Source organism: Mechercharimyces sp. CAU 1602 (assembly GCF_024753565.1).
Taxonomy (GTDB): Bacteria; Bacillota; Bacilli; order Thermoactinomycetales; family JANTPT01; genus Mechercharimyces.
Window position 1 is genome coordinate 138,796 of record NZ_JANTPT010000004.1, and the last position, 20,336, is coordinate 159,131.

Consider the following 20,336-nt stretch of genomic DNA (forward strand, 5'->3'; position numbering starts at 1 on the left):
GTGAAGAGAGTGTATTCAGTTTGCAATCCTAGGTGACGGTGGTATGATCATGGGGAAGTGGGGTAAAGAAAGAAGAGTACGAGTAAAAGGGGGATGAAGGATGGCTGCCGTTGAGTCTAATATGTTTTCCTTGGGGAAAGAAGCACCTTCGTTTGTATTACACAATCCAGTAACGAATAAGGAAGAAAGCTTAGCAGAGTTGAAGTCTGATGTGGCAACAGTGGTGATGTTTATTTGTAACCACTGTCCGTATGTTATTCATGTGCAAGAGGAATTGGTGCGGTTAGCGCGTGATTATCAAGCACGTGGGGTTTCTTTCATCGCGATCAATGCAAATGATGTTAACAAGTATCCCGATGATTCGCCAGAGAAGATGAAGAAAGTAGCTGAGGAATGGGAGTATCCGTTTCCCTATCTCTTTGACGAGACGCAAGAAGTAGCGAAAGCGTATCAAGCAGCCTGCACACCTGATTTTTATGTATTTGATAAGGAGTTAGCTTGTCGGTATCGCGGACAGCTAGATGACTCGCGTCCAGGTAATGAGTTACCTGTGACAGGAGAGTCGATCCGAACGGCGCTGGATCAGATCATCGTTGGGGAAGAAGTGAGTATCAAGCAGCGACCCAGTATGGGCTGTAGCATTAAGTGGAAGTAAGCGGGCTTTAAAATGGATCGAGCGTGTTCATCTCAAGATGAGCACGCTCCTTTTGGTTGTCCAATTATTTATTTGCTTGACGATGGGAAACAACCATGACTGGACAAGGGGAGTGTTGAACGAGGCCATATGTTACACTACCGAGCAGAGAGCCGAGTAGCGCACCCTCACCTTTTGCGCCGACAACGATCATTCTAACTTGTTCTGTGTCCGCTTCTGCGAGGATTTCCTGCTTGGGATCCCCTAAACGCATTTTGATTTCGTAAGCGAGGTTTGCATTCTTTAAGATTTCTTTGGCAGGTGCCAATGCTTCTTCACTCAACTGCTCTTCATAAGCATGAATGTCGGCTTCGCTAAAAAAACGACGTGTGTGGAAGGTAGTAAGATGGGGTTGAACATGAAGGAGAATAATCTTCTCATCTAACTGCTGTGCATAAGTCATGGCTTCCTGTAAAGCGAGTGTAGCATCTTCTGAGCCGTCGGTAGGTACGAGAATATGTTTTCGCATGATACTCAGCTCCATTCGATTGGTTGATTTAATTGTACTCTCTGTAGACGTAAATAGAGGATATGTTGTCGTCTAAAAGATGAACTTTAGGGAAGAGAGTGTTGATTAGTCTAGTTTAATTGTACACTCTCCGAGCATGTCTTTTCCCCAAAATAATTGGAGGTGGTCCCCGTCATCTAGTTCTCCTACTCCTGCGGGGGTACCTGTATAGATTAGATCCCCTTTATCGAGTCCGAAATGAGTTTGACAGTATGAAAGAATATCTGGAAGGGAGAAAATCATTTCTTTTAGCTTCCCTTCTTGAGCCAGTTTCCCGTTTTTTCGCAATGAAAAGGAAGTATTTAGCAGCTCATCGGATGGTGGGAGGGGAAGACGATTAGAAATTATAGCGGAGTTACGGAATCCTTTGGCTCGTAGCCACGGTTGACCTGCACTTTTCAGTTTACTTTGTACGTCCCGTAGGGTCATGTCGATTCCGAGTGCAATCGCATCGATCGCAGTGGTGATCTCAATCCCTTCTTTATAGGGACGTGCCACCTGGATAACTACTTCTGCTTCGTAATGAAGAGATCCTTGCTTGCCCGGTAGTGGTATTGCTTGTCCAGAGGTGTGGACAAGAGCATGCGTCGGCTTGGAGAAGACGAGAGGTTCTTGTGGGCGCTGATTGCCTAACTCCTCAATATGGAGTGCATAGTTCCTTCCGATACAGTAAACATTGCGAATGTCTGTTAGATTCATAGGGACTCCCCGTTTCCTTTAAATATAAAGCTCATTTTATTTAGCGTGTGTCTTTCAAAACTAACCATAGATATGGTTCGTGTAGCATCTGCCTCGTCGAAAGGGATTACTTTCAGTTTGTCTTGTTTTAATTCGTCTGCCAAAAGCTGTGGCAGGATGGTAATTCCAACACCGGCTCGAACATACCCTAAGATACTTTCTCCATAAGAGGACTCTAAGGTGATTTGAGGATTTTCTTTCAATTTGGCGAAGGTATGCTCAATAAAGAACCGTATGTCACATCCATGCGGGTAGAGAACGAATGGATGTCCGATAAGATCGATATATTTTACCGAGGTCATCGAGCTGAGGGGATGATTGTGTGGGACAATCAAATAGAGTGGTTCTGTAAATATAGGCTGATGAACAACCACTTTCTTTTTTTTGGTGGGCAGATCGATGAAGATAATGTCCAGATTTCTGTCTTGCAATAGATCGATTAACTGCTGTGAGTTGTCTTTTACATGCACTTCTGTGGGAAAAGGAGCGGCAAGAAGTTTAGCTGGAAGATAGGTAGAAGCGAGACTGGGTAAGGTACCGATGCGCATGAGATGGCTATCTGCATGCGCTTGTAACTTTGCTTGCAGCTGCTCCCAGTCAGCAATCATGATCTTAAAATGGGAAAGGGCGATTTCCCCCGCCTCCGTCAGCGAGACCCCCTGTGGAGAGCGATGGAATAGATGGCTTCCCAAGGTTGATTCGAGCGCTCTCATTTGCTTACTAAGCGCAGGTTGAGATAGATTAAGCTGATCGCTGGCTTTAGATAAGCTTTGTGTTTGTGCTGCCTGTATAAAAGAGTAGATCCATTCAATATGCATATATACCCCACCTATAACGTGATGTTATACCCCTACAACAAAGAGGAAATTCTGTTTTCATCCTCCCTTTGCTATGCTGAGGGCGAGGGGGAATGAGTTGATGAAACGTGCATTATTAGTAATAGATGTGCAGAATGAGTTTTTCAGCGGGGAATATCAAGTTACTTATCCCAAGAATAGTTTACAAAATATAGTGAGTGTGATGGAGAAGGCTAAGGAGTGTAGCCTCCCTATTATTTTGATTCAACATACGAATAAAAAAGGAAGTCATCATTTTCAACAGGGAACCTCAGCGTGGGATCTGCATCCACAGATTAATGGAAGAAGCTATGATCATTATATCGAAAAAAAGTACCCAGGAGCATTTACAAATACCGATCTAGATGAAGTGTTACGAAGTGAAGGGGTTGATACGGTAGTGATCACAGGTTATGAGACGAATTTGTGTTGTGATACCACTGCGCGTCAAGCAAAGCATCTTGGGTACCATATTGAGTTTTTAGCAGATGCTACAGGTACACTTGATCATGAAAACCAGATGGGGTTTATTTCAGCACAAAATCTACATCAAGCAACGTTGATAAATCACCAAGCACACTTTAGTAAAGTGATGACGGTTGCACAGTGGTGTGCTGAAATACAGAAGAAGTAACATATCATTTATAAACCTACTGAACATTAAGTTGCTCACAAATTCCCACTTCGGTATGATTAGTGAAAACCGAAGTGGGAGTGAGAGTGTGGAAAAAGTAAATATAATCGTGATCGGTGCAGGTAGGATGGCGGAGGCGATCGTTGCTGGTCTACTACAGCATAAGAGAGAAGATGTAGGACGGATTGTAATAACGAACCGTTCCAGGCGGGAGCGGTTGCAAGAACTAAAAAATCGCTACAGGGTAGAGGTGGCACATACGTGGCAAGAAGAAATAGGTGAAGCTGATGTTGTTTTGTTAGCAATCCCACCAACTGAGCATCATGAGGTTTTGGATGCGCTAGCTCCATACATAACGAAGCAATTGGTGATTACGATTGCCGGCGGGATTGGGCTGACTCCGTTGACAGAGCGCTTGCCTAGTGGAACGGCAGTGGCATGGATTATGCCTAACACAGCAGCACAGATTGGAGAATCGATTTCCCCGTTTACCATGAATAATGTGGATCAGCTCCAACGTTCATGGGTGGAGCTGTTGGTAGGCGGTATAGGAAGTGGTGTCGAGTGTACGGAACAAGAAGTGATTAATCTGACGGCGATTACAGGGAGCGCTCCGGCTTTTATATATCGAATCGCAGAAGTTTTGGGTGGGTTAACAGAAGAAAGAGGGATAGAGCCAGAAACAGGAAGACGGTTGGTCGCACAAATGATATATGGAACCTCTAAAATGCTGATGCAAGAGGGAGAGCCAGCTCAATTACGTGAACAAGTAACCTCACCGGGAGGGTCGACAGCTGCTGGTTTACAGTCGTTAGAAGATCATGGGTTTGAAAAGATTTTTTGTGAAGCAATTCGTGCAACGGATCGTCGTGCCTACGAACTGACTAACGCGAACGGGGAGAGTACATAAGTGAAAAGGAATAGCGTGTTATGGGAAAGGGGATGCATTTGGAGGAAGTGATCTATGGTTGGTACAATGCAAAGGAAGCATCCCAAATCCTTAGCTGAGTCGAAGATGTAAGGGGAGTGGATGTATGTGGTTCAGCCTCTCCCTTGATTAATGGCTTGTAAGAGGATAAGGATCCTCTTTTCCATATACTCGAGGACAATTGCGGCAACACTGATCTGCTACTTTATAGTACAAACAACATGTTTTACGGATGGGAAGCCCTTCGTCGGTACGTTCAATATTATCCTCTTCAAAGATGGTGAAGGGGTTTTTTGTTGTGCCAAATATTTCTGGATCTGCTTCTTTTAATAAGAAGCGGAAGTCGGAGGCTAATCTTTCTTTGTCGGAGCTGGTGGGTGCTTCGGCAATCCATTTCCGATAGTAAGCATCAATGTAGCCATATGCGTTTTCCCATAAAGTTGGGAGTGGAACACGGTAACGGCGATTCATTTCGTGAAATAAGGGAGTAAGATGATGAGCGTATAACTCCTTCATTCCAGAGGAACGCCAGGTTGTGCGATCGCTGTGTGCGGGTGTTGCAATTGCATCCTTTACGATCATGAGAAACCGCCCTTCTCCATCAGCACCAAATAGTAGGTTAGTAGGATGAAAAGAGACGCCAAGGTTCCAGTTACTAATCATGCTTAAGCCAGCAATGAGGAAATGAGCATAGTTTTTACTTAGTAAGGACGCATTTACGGCAGCGGGTGTCTGTAGTTGCATCTGCTTAGTCAGCAGTGTAAGGAGTGGATCGAGTGCCTCTCCTCTGACAAGCTCTTCCGCCTCTATTGAAAATACGAGAGTGGATGGAGTGGCAGTAAAGACTTGAAAATCGGTCTCTAATTGTTTAAAAACATGGTCCACGACTTTCCCTCCCCGTTTATATGTATGTATATGGGTATGTTTTTCAACCTTCAAAGGATGCGATGTAAGCGGAGGTTAATGCTAGCATTTTATTGTAGAATCGTGACGAGTGCATAACCTCACGCTAACCCTATGTTACTTAAGTGTACGTAATCTCTCTTGTGGGCGTAAAAGTTTCACGATCACAATGGAGTAGAAAGGCGCTTTTATGTGGTAGCTCGATCTGGCTGTGGATACGGAAACCTACTTTTTCTAATGAAGGAATGATGATGCGATTGGCGACATCAGGTTCAGCTATAACTCGATCAGCTGGGAGCTTCGTAAATACATGTGTCTTAAGTATTTCACCAATAGGAATCAGGTATTTCTCGTGTACATGTTGACGAAGTCCAATCACGATGTGTACGCCAAGGTCTGACTCTTCATAGGGATAATAATCTTTGATAGAATCACTTGTTACTTCATACAGCATGATATAGCAAATCGGTTCTTCATCAAGATATATCATAAAGTGACTGCGACTTTTATTATTTAAAGATTTTGTAAAGTACTCCTTAAATTCTTCTAAAGGAATATCTTTCTTCCAAAATGGTGCAACATGACGTTGGTGCATCCACTGATGTAAAAGATGTAAATCATCTGCATAGGAGACTGGTCGTGCGTACAAGGTTTGACCAAGTTCGGGCAGTTCACAGTAAAAATTCATGTTGGTTGAAGCAACGATTTTTTTCGCCATTTTGGTATTGCCCCCTTCTCAAAATTTCTATCTCCTATTATAATGAAAATGATTCTCATTAGCAATTGATTTTTTGATCCTAACTAAAATGACCGAAAAGGATTTACAGAGGCAAGTGGGCGTGATATAGTGAGACGCAACGAATATAATGAAAATGATTCTCATTATCAATATAAATGATCGACGAAACCATCTGGAGGAGTGATTACGATGAATGAAACACAGGTGTTAGGGAATGCACACTTTCTCAAACGACAAGAAGAACGAGAGTCGAATGCTCGTTCGTATCCACGGCGGATTCCTATCGCAATGAAGGAAGCAAAAGGCATCCATGTGACGGATGTGGAGGGACGAACTTATATTGATTGTTTGGCAGGTGCTGGCACACTAGCTCTTGGTCACAATCATCCAGTGATTCATGAAGCGATTCAAGAGACACTGGCTTCTCATTTGCCTTTACATACATTAGACATTACTACCCCCGTAAAGGATGCTTTTGTGGAGGAGTTGTTTGCTAGTCTGCCTACAGAGTTTAGCAAACGAGCGAAAATACAGTTTTGCGGCCCGTCTGGTGCTGACGCAGTAGAAGCGGCGGTCAAATTGGTGAAGACGGCTACGGGGCGCAGAGGAATGTTTTCCTTTCAAGGAGCATTTCATGGTATGACTCATGGTGCGTTAAGCTTGTCGGGAAACTTAGGTCCGAAGCAAGCGGTTAATAGTTTAATGCCTGATGTTCATTTCTTACCGTATCCGTATTCTTACCGTTGTCCCTTTGGGCAAGGTGGAGAGAAGGGTGCAGAGATTGCTGGTCACTATGCAGGGCGTACAATGACGGATGTGGAGAGTGGGATTCCCACTCCAGCAGGCCTCATTATGGAGATGGTACAAGGGGAGGGAGGCGTGATTCCAGCGCCTGATGAGTGGACGCGTCAAATTAGGAAAATGACGCATGAAAACCATATCCCCATGATTGTGGACGAGGTGCAGACAGGGTTAGGTCGTACAGGGAAACTATTTGCCTTTGAACATGCAGGCATTATTCCAGATGTAGTGGTTTTATCGAAGGCGGTCGGTGGTTCACTCCCCTTGTCAGTTGTTGTATACGACGAGAAGTTGGATGAGTGGCAACCAGGGGCCCACTCGGGAACGTTCCGTGGCAATCAGATGGCGATGGCGACGGGTATGGCAACCATTCGTTACGTTCGAGAACAGCGATTGGATGTACATGCAGAGCGGATGGGGAAAAGAATGATCAACCACTTATTGGGAGTTAAAGCGTTGTCGTGCGGTAGTATTGGCGATGTGCGCGGTAGAGGGTTAATGCTCGGAGTGGAAATTGTGGATACCACAAAAGAGGCAGATCATCTCGGCAGTTATCCTGCGCATCCAGCGATGGCACGTTGTATTCAACAAGAATGCTTTAAACGGGGACTTATTCTGGAGCTGGGTGGGCGACATGGCAGTGTCGTTCGATTCTTACCCCCACTTATTGTTACGGAAGAGCAGATAGATATGATCGCGGAAATATTTTGTGAAGCAGTCTTAGAGGCAGAACGGCAATTAGGCTGAAAGGAATTGGAGCCATGGATGAAAAGGTTGAGGTCAATGTGGATTCGTTGTTTCTAAATGAAACAACAGCATCACGTACGGCATATGAGCGTGCGATGAAGAAGGCTCATGAGTTGATTCAAGATCAATATGCCAACTTATCCGATCCCTATAGTGGACGGGAAGTAGGACAATTGCGAGCTGATTGGAAACAAGAAGAAGTGTGTACCGATTCGGGACGTATATTGGAAACAGTGTTACAGGAGGCAGGCGAGAAAGTATTGGCACACTCTATTGCCGTTCATCACCCCCGTTGCGCTGCACACCTACACTGTCCCCCGCTCATCGGGACGTTGGCGGCGGAAGCGATGATCAGTGCAACCAATCAGTCGATGGACTCATGGGATCAAAGTCCAGCAGCAACCTTACTAGAAGAAAATGTAGTTCGTTGGTTAACCGAGCTGTTTGATTTTGGAGAGGGTGCCGATGGGGTGTTCACCAGTGGGGGAACGCAGTCTAATTTTATGGGGCTGCTTTTGGCGCGAGATCGTTATATTAATCAGGCTTGGAACTGGAACGCTCAACAGCAAGGCTTACCACCCGAAGCAAATCAGTTGCGGATTCTATGTTCCGAAGCAGCTCACTTTACTGTGAAACAATCTGCAGCATTGCTAGGGCTGGGTGAGCAAGCAGTGGTTACAGTAGCGACGGATCATGAACAACGCCTCTCAATGATCGATTTTGAACGGCAGCTAGAAAAATTGAAAAACGAAGGAAAGAGTCCGTTTGCAGTGGTTGCGACGGCAGGAACTACTGACTTTGGCAGCATCGATCCACTTTCATCCCTATCAAAATACTGCCGACGAGAGGGTATGTGGCTACATGTGGATGCAGCTTATGGAGGTGCGCTCATTTTGAGTGATCGCCATCGTTTCAAGCTGGCTGGGGTTGAGCAAGCTGATTCCGTGACGGTCGACTTTCATAAGCTGTTTTATCAGCCAATCAGTTGTGGCGCTTTTCTACTAAAAGAAGGAGTAGAATTTCGCTGGCTATCTCGCCACGCAGATTATTTAAATCCGATTGAGCAGGAAGAACAAGGGGTTCCAAATCTTGTTGGGAAATCAATTCAGACAACGCGTCGTTTTGATGCCTTGAAATTATGGGTAAGTATGCAGACATTAGGGAAAGCAGGATTTGCTTCTTTGCTCGAGCGAACGATCCTGCTGGCAGAGCAGACAATGGAGATGATCGCTTCCGATGACTGCTTGCAATCAGTGGGAAAGAAGCCTGAGATTAATGCAGTCGTGTTTCGCTACGTACCGGATAAAGATTATATGAGAATTGATGAGCTTAATCTTATGATAAAGCAAACGTTACTTGCACGTGGGGAAGTAGTGTTAGCGCAAACTCGTGTTGCTGGACAGGTGTATCTCAAATTGACACTGTTAAATCCACGTATGACTACAGAAGATGCAGCTGATATTTTAGAACGAGTGAAAAGAGTGGGGCGAGAAGCCGAAATTAATTGGGGGGAGAGAGAAAAAGCATGTCTACATCCATAGCGGAACATGCCAGCATGCAAAGTTTTTTTAACTGTTATTTAAGAGAGGTGGGAAAGTATCAGCTCAGTAGTCGAGAAGAGTTGTGCCAAGAGGCGAAGTACCAGTTGTTGCTGGATGAGTCCTCAGCTGTCCGCTTTGTACGAAGCGAGCTCCATCATCATGGGATGGAAATTGTGGCACCCCTTCAGTATTGGTCCCAGACGGGTCGTCATCTCTTTCAAGCTCCCTTCTATTACTTGACGGGTGAGAAACACCACGTTCATCGGTTAGATTTTGCCACCATGATCACGATGATCACAAAAGAGTTGGCGATTGCAGGTGACAAAGAGGCGCGCATCGATGAGCTGGTATATCGCAGCTTACAGAGTGCTCAACATATTGAACAGTTTGTAGAAGCGAGACAAGCGGATAAAGAAGAATTGTACGCATCCTCTTTTACTTATATTGAGGCGGAACAATCCCTTGTATTTGGGCATTTGCTTCATCCGACTCCGAAAAGTCGTCAGGGTATTTCTGATGGAGAGCAAAGGCTGTATGCACCAGAGCTAAAAGGTCATCACTCTATGCATTATTTTCGTGCTCATCATTCGATTGTACAGGAGGATTCCACTTTGGAAGTAAGCGCATCTGAAGCGATTAAGGCGGAGTTGCGTCGCGATGATACGATTACTACAGCGTGGAAAGAGAAATTTTTGCAAACGGATGATGAGTACGCCATTATTCCCGTTCATCCCTTACAAGCCAAGCATGTGTTACAAGACAAAGCCGTACAAACATTGATGGAGCAAGGGTTGTTACAAGATTTGGGCAGATTAGGTCGTGCTTATGCTCCCACTTCCTCTTTACGAACGGTTTATCATCGCGATGCTCGCTTTATGTTAAAGGGATCGATACCGATAAAGATTACGAACTCTGTTCGCTTAAATAAAATGAAAGAGTTAGAGCGTGGAGTAGAAGTGACGCGTATCCTAGAGAGCAAGATTGGCAAAGAGCTATATCAGCATCATCCTGCTTTCCGCATTGTTAAAGATCCTGCTTACATAACGATTAAGATTGCGGGGCGGGAGGAATCTGGATTTGAAATGGTGCTACGAGAAAATCCATTTGCTGAAGGCAATGACCAATCCGTTTCGTTGGTGGCAGGGTTATGCCAGGATGCGATGGAACTAGGATCTTCTCGCCTTGCTGTGATCATGAAAGAGTTGGCGAAGAGCGAAGGTCGTTCAACTTCAGAGGTAAGTGAAGAGTGGTTTAAAAAGTATCTCGCTATATCGTTGGAGCCAATGATGTGGCTATATATGACATATGGGATAGCGTTGGAGGCACATCAGCAAAACAGTGTAGTAGAACTAGAAAACGGTTATCCTAGCCGGTTTTATTATCGTGATAATCAAGGGTATTACTATTGCGAATCGACGTTCCCAAGCTTACAAGAAGCGGTACCTGGAATTAATGAGAAAAGTTATACGATGTGTAAAGATGAAGTGGCTGATGAGCGCTTACGCTATTATCTCTTTATGAATCATCTGGTGGGTTTGATTAACGCTTTCGGGGTGGCAGAATTAGTAGCTGAGGAGAGGTTGTTGGAAATGGTGGCTTTTTCTCTCCAAAAATGGATGCCACATAATAGGAAACCGTCTACATTGCTGCAGAGTTTGCTGGAGCAAGAGGTTATCCCGTGTAAAGCAAATCTATTAACCCGTCTTTATGATATGGATGAATTGGTAGGTCCGATGGAGAGTCAATCAGTTTATGTCGATGTGATAAACCCTATACGTTTAGGAGTGAAGGTGAAGGTATGAAGAAACAACGACCATCTTTTTATCGGAATGAAGAGGAGCATCGCGTATGGGAAGAGAGTCGTCAGCAGTGGCTCTCTTTCCGTCCAGTAGAGATGGAGCGGGACTTTGTACGCTTACATCAGTGGATGCACGAGTCACATGTCATTCCTTTTTGGCGTTTAAATATTGCTGCGGAGAAGTATCGTGAATATCTACGTAAGTCCTTATCTGATCCTCATCACGAGCTCCATGTCGGTATGATCGATGGAGAACCAATGAGTTATTGGGAAACCTACTGGGCTGAAGATGATACGGTAGGGACTCGCTATGAGGCTCATCCGGAGGATCAAGGGGTACATCTATTGATCGGTCCTCCAGCTTACCTGGGTCAGGGATATGCAGCTATCATGTTGCGTGCGATTACTGCCCAGCTCTTCACATATGAAGGAACGGAAAAAGTGGTGGCAGAACCTGATATCCGTAACGATAAGATGATTCATATCTTCAAAAAGTGTGGGTATGAGTTTCAACGTGAGATTGATTTACCTGATAAGCGTGCGGCCCTTTTATACTGCACACGTGAGACGTTGGAGAGGAGTTATACGTAAATGGTAGAGAAACCAACCCCCCCATCACCGATATATGATGTGATTGGGATCGGTCTTGGTCCGTTTAACCTGGGATTGGCAGCGTTACTGGATCCGATATCTGAGGTGAACGCCCTCTTTTTAGAGCAGAAGGAACAGTTTAATTGGCATCCTGGATTATTGATCGAAGGAACGACACTGCAAGTTCCTTTTTTTGCCGATTTGGTAACGATGGCTGATCCGACCAGTCCCTATTCGTATCTAAACTATCTAAATGAGCAAAAGAGATTGTATCACTTCTACTTTTATGAGCGCTTTCATATTCCGCGTCGCGAGTATAATCACTACTGTCAGTGGGTATCTGAGCAGTTAGACAGCTGCCGATTTGGTGAAAGAGTAACTGGAGTAGAACGAGTGCAAGATGGTGAGCACTCATACTTACGGGTAGAGGTGTTACAGCAAAGAACGGGAGAAATAGCAGAGTATCTTACCAAAGATTTAGTTCTGGGAGTAGGAAGTGTACCTGGCTTACCAGATCGATTTGCGTCGTTGTCAGCAGCAGATATCTTTCACTCAGCACAATTTTTACAGCAAGTAGATCGTTGTCGACAAGCTCGTTCGATAACAGTAGTGGGTTCGGGTCAGAGTGCAGCCGAAGTATTTTACACCTTATTGCAAGAACAGAGAGAGCATGAATATCGTTTAGATTGGTTTACTCGTTCAGATGGGTTTTTCCCGATGGAGTACTCGAAATTAGGGTTAGAACATTTTTCCCCCGACTATACGCGTTATTTTCATTCCTTACCACAAACGAAACGGGATCAGCGTTTATCTAACCAAGATTTACTATATAAAGGAATCAGCGCTAATACGATTGCAGACATTTATGATCTCCTCTATGAACGGACAGTGGCGGGGGATCAACCTCCGGTGAGGTTATTAGCTATGACAGAAGTTCAGGAGATTATGGCTAATGAAGCAGGAGAGAACGCTGCCTATACTCTTACTTGTGTACAACGTGAGCAAGAAAAGCGTTTTACCCATGGAAGTGATGTGGTTATTATGGCAACAGGATATCAACACCGCTTACCCACATGTATTGACGGGATTCATGACTTGATTCAGTGGGATGATGAGGGACGTTTTATAGTGCAGGATGATTATCGACTCGCTCTTACGGAAGAAAAGGCGGACAATCAGGTCTATGTGCAGAATGGGGAAATGCATACGCACGGGATTGGGGCACCCGATCTTGGCTTGGGAGCTTACCGTAATGCAGTTATTATACAAGCTTTGACGAACAAGTCGATCTATCCAGTAGAACAGAAGAACGTGTTCCAACAGTTTGGAGTATGAGTGAGCTATCTAGAAGAGTAGATAATGAAGGGGTGGAGCAAAGTGAAAGCGATGGAGCATATAAGAGCAAACCTAAACCCAAAAACGTGGGAAGTAGTCTCTCATCAATTGTTGACGAAGATGATTGCTGAGCTAATGTATGAAGACATGCTACAACCGGTTGCTATAGATGAGGTGGAAGGGGTTATCTTGTATCGCTTAGAATTGAAAAGCGGTATTACTTATACCTTTAAGGGGAAAAAAAGAATCTTTGATAGTTTTCGGATCGTGAAAGACTCTATTTTGCGTTACGAGGGAGGAGAGTCCGCCCCTGCAACCAATCCTATTCGCTTTTTGTTGGATATCCAATCTACAGTGGGAATGGCACCTTTAACTACAGGCCACTTGATTCGCGAGTATAATCAAACTCTGATAGCAGATGCTCATATCTATGAGCAAAAGCAACAGAGTCGAGTAGATCCTAGTACACTTGATTATGCTGAGCTGGAAGGTGTGATGGAAGGCCATCCCTGGATCACCTACAACAAAGGTAGGATTGGCTTTAGTTATCAAGATTACTTAGCTTATGCTCCAGAACAACAGCAAGAGGTAAGCCTGGATTGGATCGCAGTGCAGCGGGGGATGGCTACCTTTCATGCTGTATCCGATCTTGATTATGGACAACTGATTCGGTCGGAGCTGGGCGAGGAGCAGGTTCAACGATTTACGAAGAAGCTAGAATTAGAAGGGGCCAAGGCTGATCAGTATTATTTCCTGCCTGTTCACGAGTGGCAATGGGATCAATATATCATTCCATTTTTCCCCGAGGATATTGCAAACAAACGCATTATTCCTCTAGGCAGGGGAGAAGATCAGTATCTGCCACAGCAATCCATTCGTACTTTTGTTAATCGTACTCATAGCGAGCGCCACCATGTTAAGTTACCGATGAGTATTTTAAATACGTTGGTGTATCGTGGTCTCCCTGGTGAACGTACCGTTGTTGCACCTAAGATTACGGAGTATATTAAAGGGATATGGCAACAGGATGCATTTTTACGTGATGAATGCCGGACGATTCTTCCCGGTGAGGTCGCTAGTATAAACTATGATCATCCATACTATTCACAATTAGAAGGAGCTCCGTATCAATACCTTGAAATGCTTGGTTGTATTTGGAGAGAAAGCATATATAGCTATTTAGAAGATGGGGAACAGCCGATTACGTTAGCCTCATTACTGTACGTCGATGGTGAAGGTGTGCCGTTTGTCTCTCGTCTGATTCACAAGTCGGGTCTTACAGTAGAAAAATGGGTAGAGCGGCTCGTCCAAGTAATTCTACCTCCGCTTCTTCACTATCTTTATAAATATGGGGTCGTGTTTTCCCCGCATGGTCAAAATACGATTCTTGTCTTGAAAGATGGAGTACCTCATCGTCTGGCAGTGAAGGATTTTGTCGATGATGTAAATGTGAGTGATGAACCACTTCCTGAATTGGAAAACTTGTCCCAAGAGCTAAAGAATGTGTTGCGGAGCGAGCCAGCAGAGGGATTGTGTCAGTTTATCTTTACGGGTCTATTTATCTGCCACTTCCGTTACTTGTCTGATATCTTAGAAGAGCATCATCAGTGGGCGGAAGAAAATTTTTGGGCACAGGTGCGCACAGGGATTCTTGCTTACCAAGCGCGCTTCCCAGAGTTGAAGGAGCGTTATGAACTCTTTGATCTTCTGCGCCCTTCTTTTACGAAACTATGTTTAAACCGGAATCGCATGTTGGATTATGGATATGCTGATGATGATGACCGTCCTCACGCCTCAGAACATGGTCGTGTGACGAACGCTCTCAGTAATGCACGAGCCTATTCAAATTAACACTAAAACCTCCCTCGTCCCTAGTGAGAAAGCAGGGCGAGGGAGGTTTTAGTGTGCTATCACCGCAAACGATTAGTTAAGTATACTAGGAAATTTAAAAAACTTGTATGCACAACATCATCCTACCTACGTAATAGAAATGATATGATATGTCTACTTAAATCAGCTTAACGTGGCGGCTCTTCCGTTTGCTAGATAGATAAATAGAATAATTTTACACCGTATAGCCTAAAGAACAGGGTGATAGAGGGGTACTTTCACTCATTTGTCAAGCACTCTTTTGTGTGCTATACTAATGAAACCGTGCTAGGTGGGGAGCTGGCGGTGCCCTGTAACCCGGAATCCGCCTTACCGGGGCTGAACTCCTATCCGAGGCTTGTCTCTGTAAGGTCAGGTCTGTGTACGAAGTGTTGAGGATCGGGTCCTGCGCAATAGGGACTTTCGAACCGTGTCAGGTCCTGACGGAAGCAGCACTAAGGGAGCAATCCTATGTGCCGTAGGGAAACCTGATCTGAGCTGAGTATACAGGTGCCGCTTATATAGATACTGTACGATGGTAGGTGCGCGGTATTCTTATGCATACAAACCAAAAGGTTGCTTTGCTGTCATACTAGTGAAGCGCCTTTTTTTAATTGTGATACATAGCATGTGTGCGAGTATATATTGTAAATTTTTCTTTGTTGCAGGAGATATAGTTTTAAAAGAGAAACAAAAATGGAAGGGTACGGGGGGTGACGAATTTTGACAATCGCCTTTGATCTTAAAGCTGAACAATTGCTAGATTGGGTTTATAAGGCTGAATATGCAGCGATCATTATTGATGGCGGGGGTCGGATCGCATTGGCAAACTCATCTTTTTTGTCTTTGCTGAAGTTAGAGCGAAGTCAGGTTGAGAGAGTGTCTTACAAACGGTTTTTATCAGTTTCAGCGGATGTGAAAAAGTGTCTCTTGTATCCACATCTAGATCATCCACGCTCTCGTTGGTTGGAGGGGCACTTTATTCATCCGTCCGGAGAGAAGCTTCCAATGACGGCTCATATGATGAGTGGATACGCCGATGAGCAATATTTTCACTTACTTTTCTGCACCCCCATGATTCAGAATGCCACTCCTTCACCATCGCAAATGGTTAACCGATTTGCGCACCAATGGGTAAACGATTTAGAAATTGGTGCTTTTTTTCTGGATGATAAGGGACAAGTTGTCGCTATTAATCATAAAGCGTGCTCCTTATTGGGGTGTTGCGCTGATGATGTAATTCAGCGCAATTATAGAGAATCGTTTCGTCTGTTATCGGAAGAGGGGAAAGAGTTGATCTCCACTTCAGCACGTACAAAGAGTAGTGAGGCGCGTGAAATCTCTTGGGGTGTTAAAGGGCGCGAAGTAGTTGTGATGATGGATGTACGCCCATTGATAGATCACGAGGTGCGGGTGGAGGGATTTTGCATTACTCTACTAGATATTACTAAAATACGTGCGATGGAGCATGAGTTGGAAGGACAAAACCGTTTGTCGATGATTGGGCAGATCGCTGCCGGAACGGCCCATGAGATCCGTAATCCGCTCACATCGATACGTGGATTCTTACAAGTATTAAAACATACACTTAATGAAAACTTACATATCAAAGAGTATGGTTATACTGAAATTATGTTGAGGGAAATCGATCGCATCAATCATTTGGTAGGCGAATTTTTACACCTGAGTCGTCCAGATGTTCATAAAAAGGAGCCTTTACGGATAGAAAACGTAATTGAACGTATGTTGCCTGTGATCCAAAGCGAGGCTAACCTCCATAATATTAAAGTGAATTATCAACAGCCTACGTTATCTTTACCCATGGTGTTAGCGGAAGAGAAGGGGTTAAAGCAAGTTTTTCTTAATCTATGTAAAAATAGTATCGATGCGATGGGGAATGGTGGAACATTGTCGATCTGTTTGCGTAGAAATGAGTCGAAGCGCTCGATTCAGATTGAGGTTGCTGATACTGGGGCTGGGATACCGGTAACGGTTGTAGATCAGATCTTTGAACCTTTTTTCACAACGAAGGAGAATGGGACGGGATTAGGACTTGCGATATGCCGGAGGATTATTGATGAAATCGAAGGGGAAATTACTTTTCACTCGACTGACTCAGGAGTTACCTTCTGTGTCAGTATACCTATGCTAGCAGATGAAGAGGGGAATAGTAAGGAGGGACAGGGCGAATAAGAGGCCGTGTCCCTTTCTTATGGACTAGTGGGTATATTCTTTTGTAAAACCTGAGATATATATAGTATGATATTTTTACGGACAAGTTAGGTAAGCATGAAGGAAAGTTGGTAATTACTGTGGCTTATCGGGCTTTATATCGTGTATTTCGCTCACAAACATTTGCTGAACTCGTTGGACAGGAACATGTGACACGTACATTGACCAATGCGCTGGCGACAGGTCACTTTTCGCACGCCTATCTATTTAGTGGTCCTCGTGGCACAGGGAAAACCAGTGCGGCTAAAATCATGGCGAAGGCGGTTAACTGTGAACAGGGACCTGCTCCCGAGCCTTGTAATCAATGTGATTCGTGTCAGAAGATAACCGAAGGTTCTCTAATGGATGTGGTTGAAATTGATGCCGCTTCTAATCGTGGAGTAGATGAAATTCGGGATCTTAGGGAAAATGTACGCTACGCGCCGTCTGAGGTTCGTTATAAGGTGTATATTGTAGACGAAGTGCATATGTTGACTACGGAAGCATTTAATGCGCTCCTCAAAACATTAGAAGAACCTCCAGGTCACGTTGTTTTTATTTTAGCGACGACGGAGCCTCATAAGTTACCAGCTACCATTATTTCTCGTTGTCAGCACTTTGTATTTCGTCGGATCGCAGTAGAGCAGATGGTGAAACATCTACGATATATCTGTGCTGAACAAGAGATTGAATGCGCTGAAGAAGCTTTAATGGAAGTAGCACGTGCGGCTGATGGTGGTATGCGCGATGCGCTCAGCTTGTTGGATCAAGTACGTTCATTTAGCGGTGATCGTATAGATGAGTCGTCTGTACGTATGGTGACCGGAGCTGTTTCACAGGATGCTGTGACTCACCTTTTGCAAGCAGTTGCTAAGCAGGATGCGAAAGCTGCTCTAGATCAGATGGAATCGCTGATTATGGAAGGTGTGGAAGCTGAGCGTCTGTTGCAAGACTTGATTTATGCATGTCGCAATTACTTACTCACAAGTACACGAACAGGAGATCAACCTGATTCGTCATGGCAAGTGCTCCTTACTGCTGGGCAATGGATGGATAAAATGGAGCAGATGATTCATTTTCAAGAGCAATTAAAACGCCTACACCATGATCGGATGGTATTGGAGTTGGCACTTCTACGATTGTGCGAGCCGCCAATACATGCGGATGCTCAAGTGGAGAGGTTGGAAAAACGGATTCGTGAACTGGAGCAGTCCGTCAAAGATTTAACAAGTGGGAAAGCGGAAATAACGACCCCGATCGAGAGAGCTACCCTATCCGATCGAAGTGCTGAGCGGACAGTTGCAAAAAGTGTCCAAATCAAACCAAACCATAAGCAATTAGCATCCCTGCAGCAGGATGCTGCTCCAGATTTGCTGAATAAAGTAAATCAAAGATGGGCTGAAGTACTTAATGAAGTGAAACGTGAGAAAATTACTGTTCATGCGTGGTTGATGAATGGAGAGCCTGTTGCTGCGACTAAAGATGCAATTGTGGTGGCATTTAAAAGCAAGATTCATCGTGAGACGACGGAGAAAGAAGCGAACAAGTCGATTATTGAACGATTTTTACGTGATGTGATCGGGATTCCTCGCCTTATTACGGTGATGAGGAAAGATTGGGATACGATCGAGAAACCTTCTGCTGCTACAGGGAGGGAAGAGGATTCCTCAGCAACTAAAACGAGTGAGACGATCGACCCAATTGAGCACGCTGTGCAAGTGTTTGGGGAAGAAATTGTAGAAATAACAGACTAAATGGCATAGGCCTTAATTAGGAGGAAGAGACAGATGAAAAATATGAATCAGATGATGAAACAAGTTAAAAAAATGCAGGCGCAAATGGCAAAGGCACAAGAAGAATTGGCTGAGAAACAGGTAGAAGGTACGGCAGGTGGCGGTGTGGTTAAGGTGGTTATGAGCGGACAGAAGGAATTGATCAGCTTGGAGATTGCACCAGAAGCAGTAGATCCAGAAGATGTTGAGATGTTACAAGATATGATTACCGCTGCTTTTAACGAAGCGATGAAGAATGTTGATGAGTTGGTACAAAATGATATGGGTAAATTTACAGGTGGAATGAATCTGCCGGGAATGTTTTAACCCAAATAAAGAAAAAGTGGGAGTGGCGAACCAGTGTATACGCCGGAACCGATTACACGTTTGATTGAGGGGTTCATGCGGCTACCAGGCATTGGACCAAAAACGGCTCAACGTCTGGCTTTTTTTGTTTTAGGAATGAAAGAAGAGGACGTTATGGACCTTGCTAAAGCCCTTGTTAGAGCAAAGCGTGACCTTACTCCCTGCGAAATGTGCAAAAATATCACAGATCAAAAGATCTGCTCTATCTGTGCGAATAAAAGCCGTGATCGTTCCGTTATCTGTGTGGTGCAAGATCCACGCGATGTAATCGCAATGGAACGCATGAAAGAGTATAGCGGATTATATCACGTGCTGAATGGAGCGATTTCTCCAATGGAAGGGATCGGCCCTGATGAATTGAATATCCCTGATCTTTTGCGCAGATTAGAAGATGATACGGTGCAAGAGATGATTCTAGCAACCAATCCCAACATAGAAGGGGAAGCAACAGCGATCTATCTATCTAAATTAGTACGCCCTTTTGGGATACGAGTTACACGGATCGCTCACGGCTTACCGGTTGGTGGAGATTTGGAATATGCGGATGAAGTTACACTCTCGAAGGCGCTTGAGGGTAGAAGGGAACTGAGCTAACGCTAATAACCAATGATGGTCGCTTAAATATAGAGGCAACTTTTGAAGGGGTCATATCTCATTACACCGAAGGGTGATGAGATATGACCCCTATTTATGAAATCAAGTAGGAAGACGAGGCAGCGTAAATAAATGAATTGAGAAATAGAGTGATAATGAGGTGATGATCGTCTGTCCTGGCGCATAAGCTTGTACCAAGAGTATGTACGAGGGAGTGGGTTAGGATGGAGCTGAGTGGTTGGATTCTTGTTGGTGTTGGAGGTTTATTTGGCTTTATGGTGATGAGTAAATCAGTGATGAAGCCATTACGTTGGATTTGGTGGGGAATCCTATATTCGGTTGTAGGAGCGGTTGTGCTGTTTTTACTTAATTTAGCAGGTAGGTGGGTTGATTTTCAGATTCCTATTAATCCGATAACCGCATTGATCACAGGTGCGTTGGGTGTTCCGGGACTAATCTATCTGATAGTGGTGAAAGCCTTATTCATTATGTAATGCTCTCAGCGGATGTAATAAATCACGCTTGACCCTTAACAGATATCCATGGTAAGATAATCTTTGTCGCTAAGAAAGTTGATCAATAGCGTGAGTCACTACAGAGCGACAAAACGCGATAAAAAAACTTCTTGACGCAAGCGAGATTGCTATGGTAAGATAGATCTTGTCGCCGCGAAAGAGCGGTGAGGAAAAAAGAAGAAAACGTTCCTTGAAAACTGAAGAGCGAAAGATAGA

General features: G+C 44.4%; 19 protein-coding genes and 1 other RNA gene. 15 read left to right on the top strand and 5 right to left on the bottom strand.

All coding sequences use genetic code 11. The features are described from left to right. Positions 1 to 100 precede the first annotated feature (100 nt). Positions 101 to 655 (top strand): thioredoxin family protein, encoded by a 555-nt coding sequence (locus NXZ84_RS14415; protein ID WP_258841043.1) that lies wholly within the window; start codon positions 101 to 103, stop codon positions 653 to 655. Positions 656 to 719: 64 nt separating this feature from the next. On the opposite strand, the gene NXZ84_RS14420 is transcribed toward NXZ84_RS14415, so the two are convergent. From NXZ84_RS14420 to NXZ84_RS14430, 3 genes are all read right to left on the bottom strand, one after another. Further along, positions 720 to 1,163 carry a universal stress protein gene (locus NXZ84_RS14420; protein WP_258841044.1) on the bottom strand — a complete coding sequence of 148 codons (444 nt, stop codon included), beginning with the start codon at positions 1,161 to 1,163 and terminating at the stop codon, positions 720 to 722. Between the two features lie 105 nt (positions 1,164 to 1,268). Beyond that, entirely contained in the window at positions 1,269 to 1,901 is a 633-nt protein-coding gene (locus NXZ84_RS14425) for a fumarylacetoacetate hydrolase family protein (protein ID WP_258841045.1), read from the bottom strand. Beyond that, the gene (locus NXZ84_RS14430) at positions 1,898 to 2,758 is read right to left on the bottom strand and encodes a LysR family transcriptional regulator (RefSeq protein WP_258841046.1); all 861 of its coding nucleotides are present in this window, start codon (positions 2,756 to 2,758) and stop codon (positions 1,898 to 1,900) included. Before NXZ84_RS14430 ends, NXZ84_RS14425 begins: the two co-directional genes overlap by 4 nt. A 100-nt stretch (positions 2,759 to 2,858) precedes the next feature. Here NXZ84_RS14430 and NXZ84_RS14435 point away from each other — a divergent pair, with 100 nt between their 5' ends. Together NXZ84_RS14435 and proC are read left to right on the top strand one after the other, a co-directional pair. Beyond that, a complete protein-coding gene (locus tag NXZ84_RS14435; protein ID WP_258841047.1) occupies positions 2,859 to 3,410 on the top strand; it encodes a cysteine hydrolase family protein in 552 nt (183 codons plus the stop codon). Positions 3,411 to 3,498: 88 nt separating this feature from the next. Continuing rightward, complete coding sequence (gene proC, locus NXZ84_RS14440) at positions 3,499 to 4,320, top strand: pyrroline-5-carboxylate reductase (RefSeq protein WP_258841048.1); 822 nt, start codon at positions 3,499 to 3,501, stop codon at positions 4,318 to 4,320. Between the two features lie 147 nt (positions 4,321 to 4,467). Here proC and NXZ84_RS14445 read toward each other — a convergent pair whose 3' ends face one another. Together NXZ84_RS14445 and NXZ84_RS14450 are read right to left on the bottom strand one after the other, a co-directional pair. Next, on the bottom strand, positions 4,468 to 5,223 hold the full coding sequence (locus NXZ84_RS14445; RefSeq protein ID WP_258841049.1) for an IucA/IucC family C-terminal-domain containing protein: 756 nt from the start codon (positions 5,221 to 5,223) through the stop codon (positions 4,468 to 4,470). A 139-nt stretch (positions 5,224 to 5,362) separates the two neighbouring features. Continuing rightward, on the bottom strand, positions 5,363 to 5,959 hold the full coding sequence (locus NXZ84_RS14450; protein WP_258841050.1) for a GNAT family N-acetyltransferase: 597 nt from the start codon (positions 5,957 to 5,959) through the stop codon (positions 5,363 to 5,365). Between the two features lie 210 nt (positions 5,960 to 6,169). On the opposite strand from NXZ84_RS14450, the gene NXZ84_RS14455 reads away from it, so the two are divergent. From NXZ84_RS14455 to NXZ84_RS14510, 12 genes are all read left to right on the top strand, one after another. After that, on the top strand, positions 6,170 to 7,528 hold the full coding sequence (locus NXZ84_RS14455) for an aspartate aminotransferase family protein (protein ID WP_258841051.1): 1,359 nt from the start codon (positions 6,170 to 6,172) through the stop codon (positions 7,526 to 7,528). A 14-nt stretch (positions 7,529 to 7,542) separates the two neighbouring features. Then, entirely contained in the window at positions 7,543 to 9,069 is a 1,527-nt protein-coding gene (locus NXZ84_RS14460; RefSeq protein WP_258841052.1) for a pyridoxal phosphate-dependent decarboxylase family protein, read from the top strand. Further along, positions 9,054 to 10,871: an IucA/IucC family protein gene (locus NXZ84_RS14465; RefSeq protein WP_258841053.1), complete on the top strand. Its 1,818-nt coding sequence runs from the start codon at positions 9,054 to 9,056 to the stop codon at positions 10,869 to 10,871. Before NXZ84_RS14460 ends, NXZ84_RS14465 begins: the two co-directional genes overlap by 16 nt. Beyond that, complete coding sequence (locus NXZ84_RS14470) at positions 10,868 to 11,458, top strand: GNAT family N-acetyltransferase (protein WP_258841054.1); 591 nt, start codon at positions 10,868 to 10,870, stop codon at positions 11,456 to 11,458. Before NXZ84_RS14465 ends, NXZ84_RS14470 begins: the two co-directional genes overlap by 4 nt. After that, positions 11,459 to 12,793 carry a lysine N(6)-hydroxylase/L-ornithine N(5)-oxygenase family protein gene (locus tag NXZ84_RS14475; protein WP_258841055.1) on the top strand — a complete coding sequence of 445 codons (1,335 nt, stop codon included), beginning with the start codon at positions 11,459 to 11,461 and terminating at the stop codon, positions 12,791 to 12,793. A 42-nt stretch (positions 12,794 to 12,835) separates the two neighbouring features. Next, the gene (locus NXZ84_RS14480) at positions 12,836 to 14,644 is read left to right on the top strand and encodes an IucA/IucC family protein (protein WP_396654051.1); all 1,809 of its coding nucleotides are present in this window, start codon (positions 12,836 to 12,838) and stop codon (positions 14,642 to 14,644) included. A gap of 301 nt (positions 14,645 to 14,945) precedes the next feature. Further along, positions 14,946 to 15,212, top strand: an RNA gene (gene ffs, locus NXZ84_RS14485) — signal recognition particle sRNA large type. Positions 15,213 to 15,385: 173 nt separating this feature from the next. Continuing rightward, on the top strand, positions 15,386 to 16,855 hold the full coding sequence (locus NXZ84_RS14490; protein ID WP_258841057.1) for a two-component system sensor histidine kinase NtrB: 1,470 nt from the start codon (positions 15,386 to 15,388) through the stop codon (positions 16,853 to 16,855). A 119-nt stretch (positions 16,856 to 16,974) separates the two neighbouring features. Further along, a complete protein-coding gene (gene dnaX, locus NXZ84_RS14495) occupies positions 16,975 to 18,627 on the top strand; it encodes a DNA polymerase III subunit gamma/tau (protein ID WP_483869642.1) in 1,653 nt (550 codons plus the stop codon). Between the two features lie 33 nt (positions 18,628 to 18,660). Continuing rightward, complete coding sequence (locus NXZ84_RS14500; RefSeq protein ID WP_258841059.1) at positions 18,661 to 18,972, top strand: YbaB/EbfC family nucleoid-associated protein; 312 nt, start codon at positions 18,661 to 18,663, stop codon at positions 18,970 to 18,972. Between the two features lie 33 nt (positions 18,973 to 19,005). Further along, on the top strand, positions 19,006 to 19,605 hold the full coding sequence (gene recR, locus NXZ84_RS14505) for a recombination mediator RecR (RefSeq protein WP_258841060.1): 600 nt from the start codon (positions 19,006 to 19,008) through the stop codon (positions 19,603 to 19,605). Between the two features lie 224 nt (positions 19,606 to 19,829). Next, complete coding sequence (locus NXZ84_RS14510) at positions 19,830 to 20,099, top strand: pro-sigmaK processing inhibitor BofA family protein (protein WP_258841061.1); 270 nt, start codon at positions 19,830 to 19,832, stop codon at positions 20,097 to 20,099. Positions 20,100 to 20,336 lie beyond the last annotated feature (237 nt).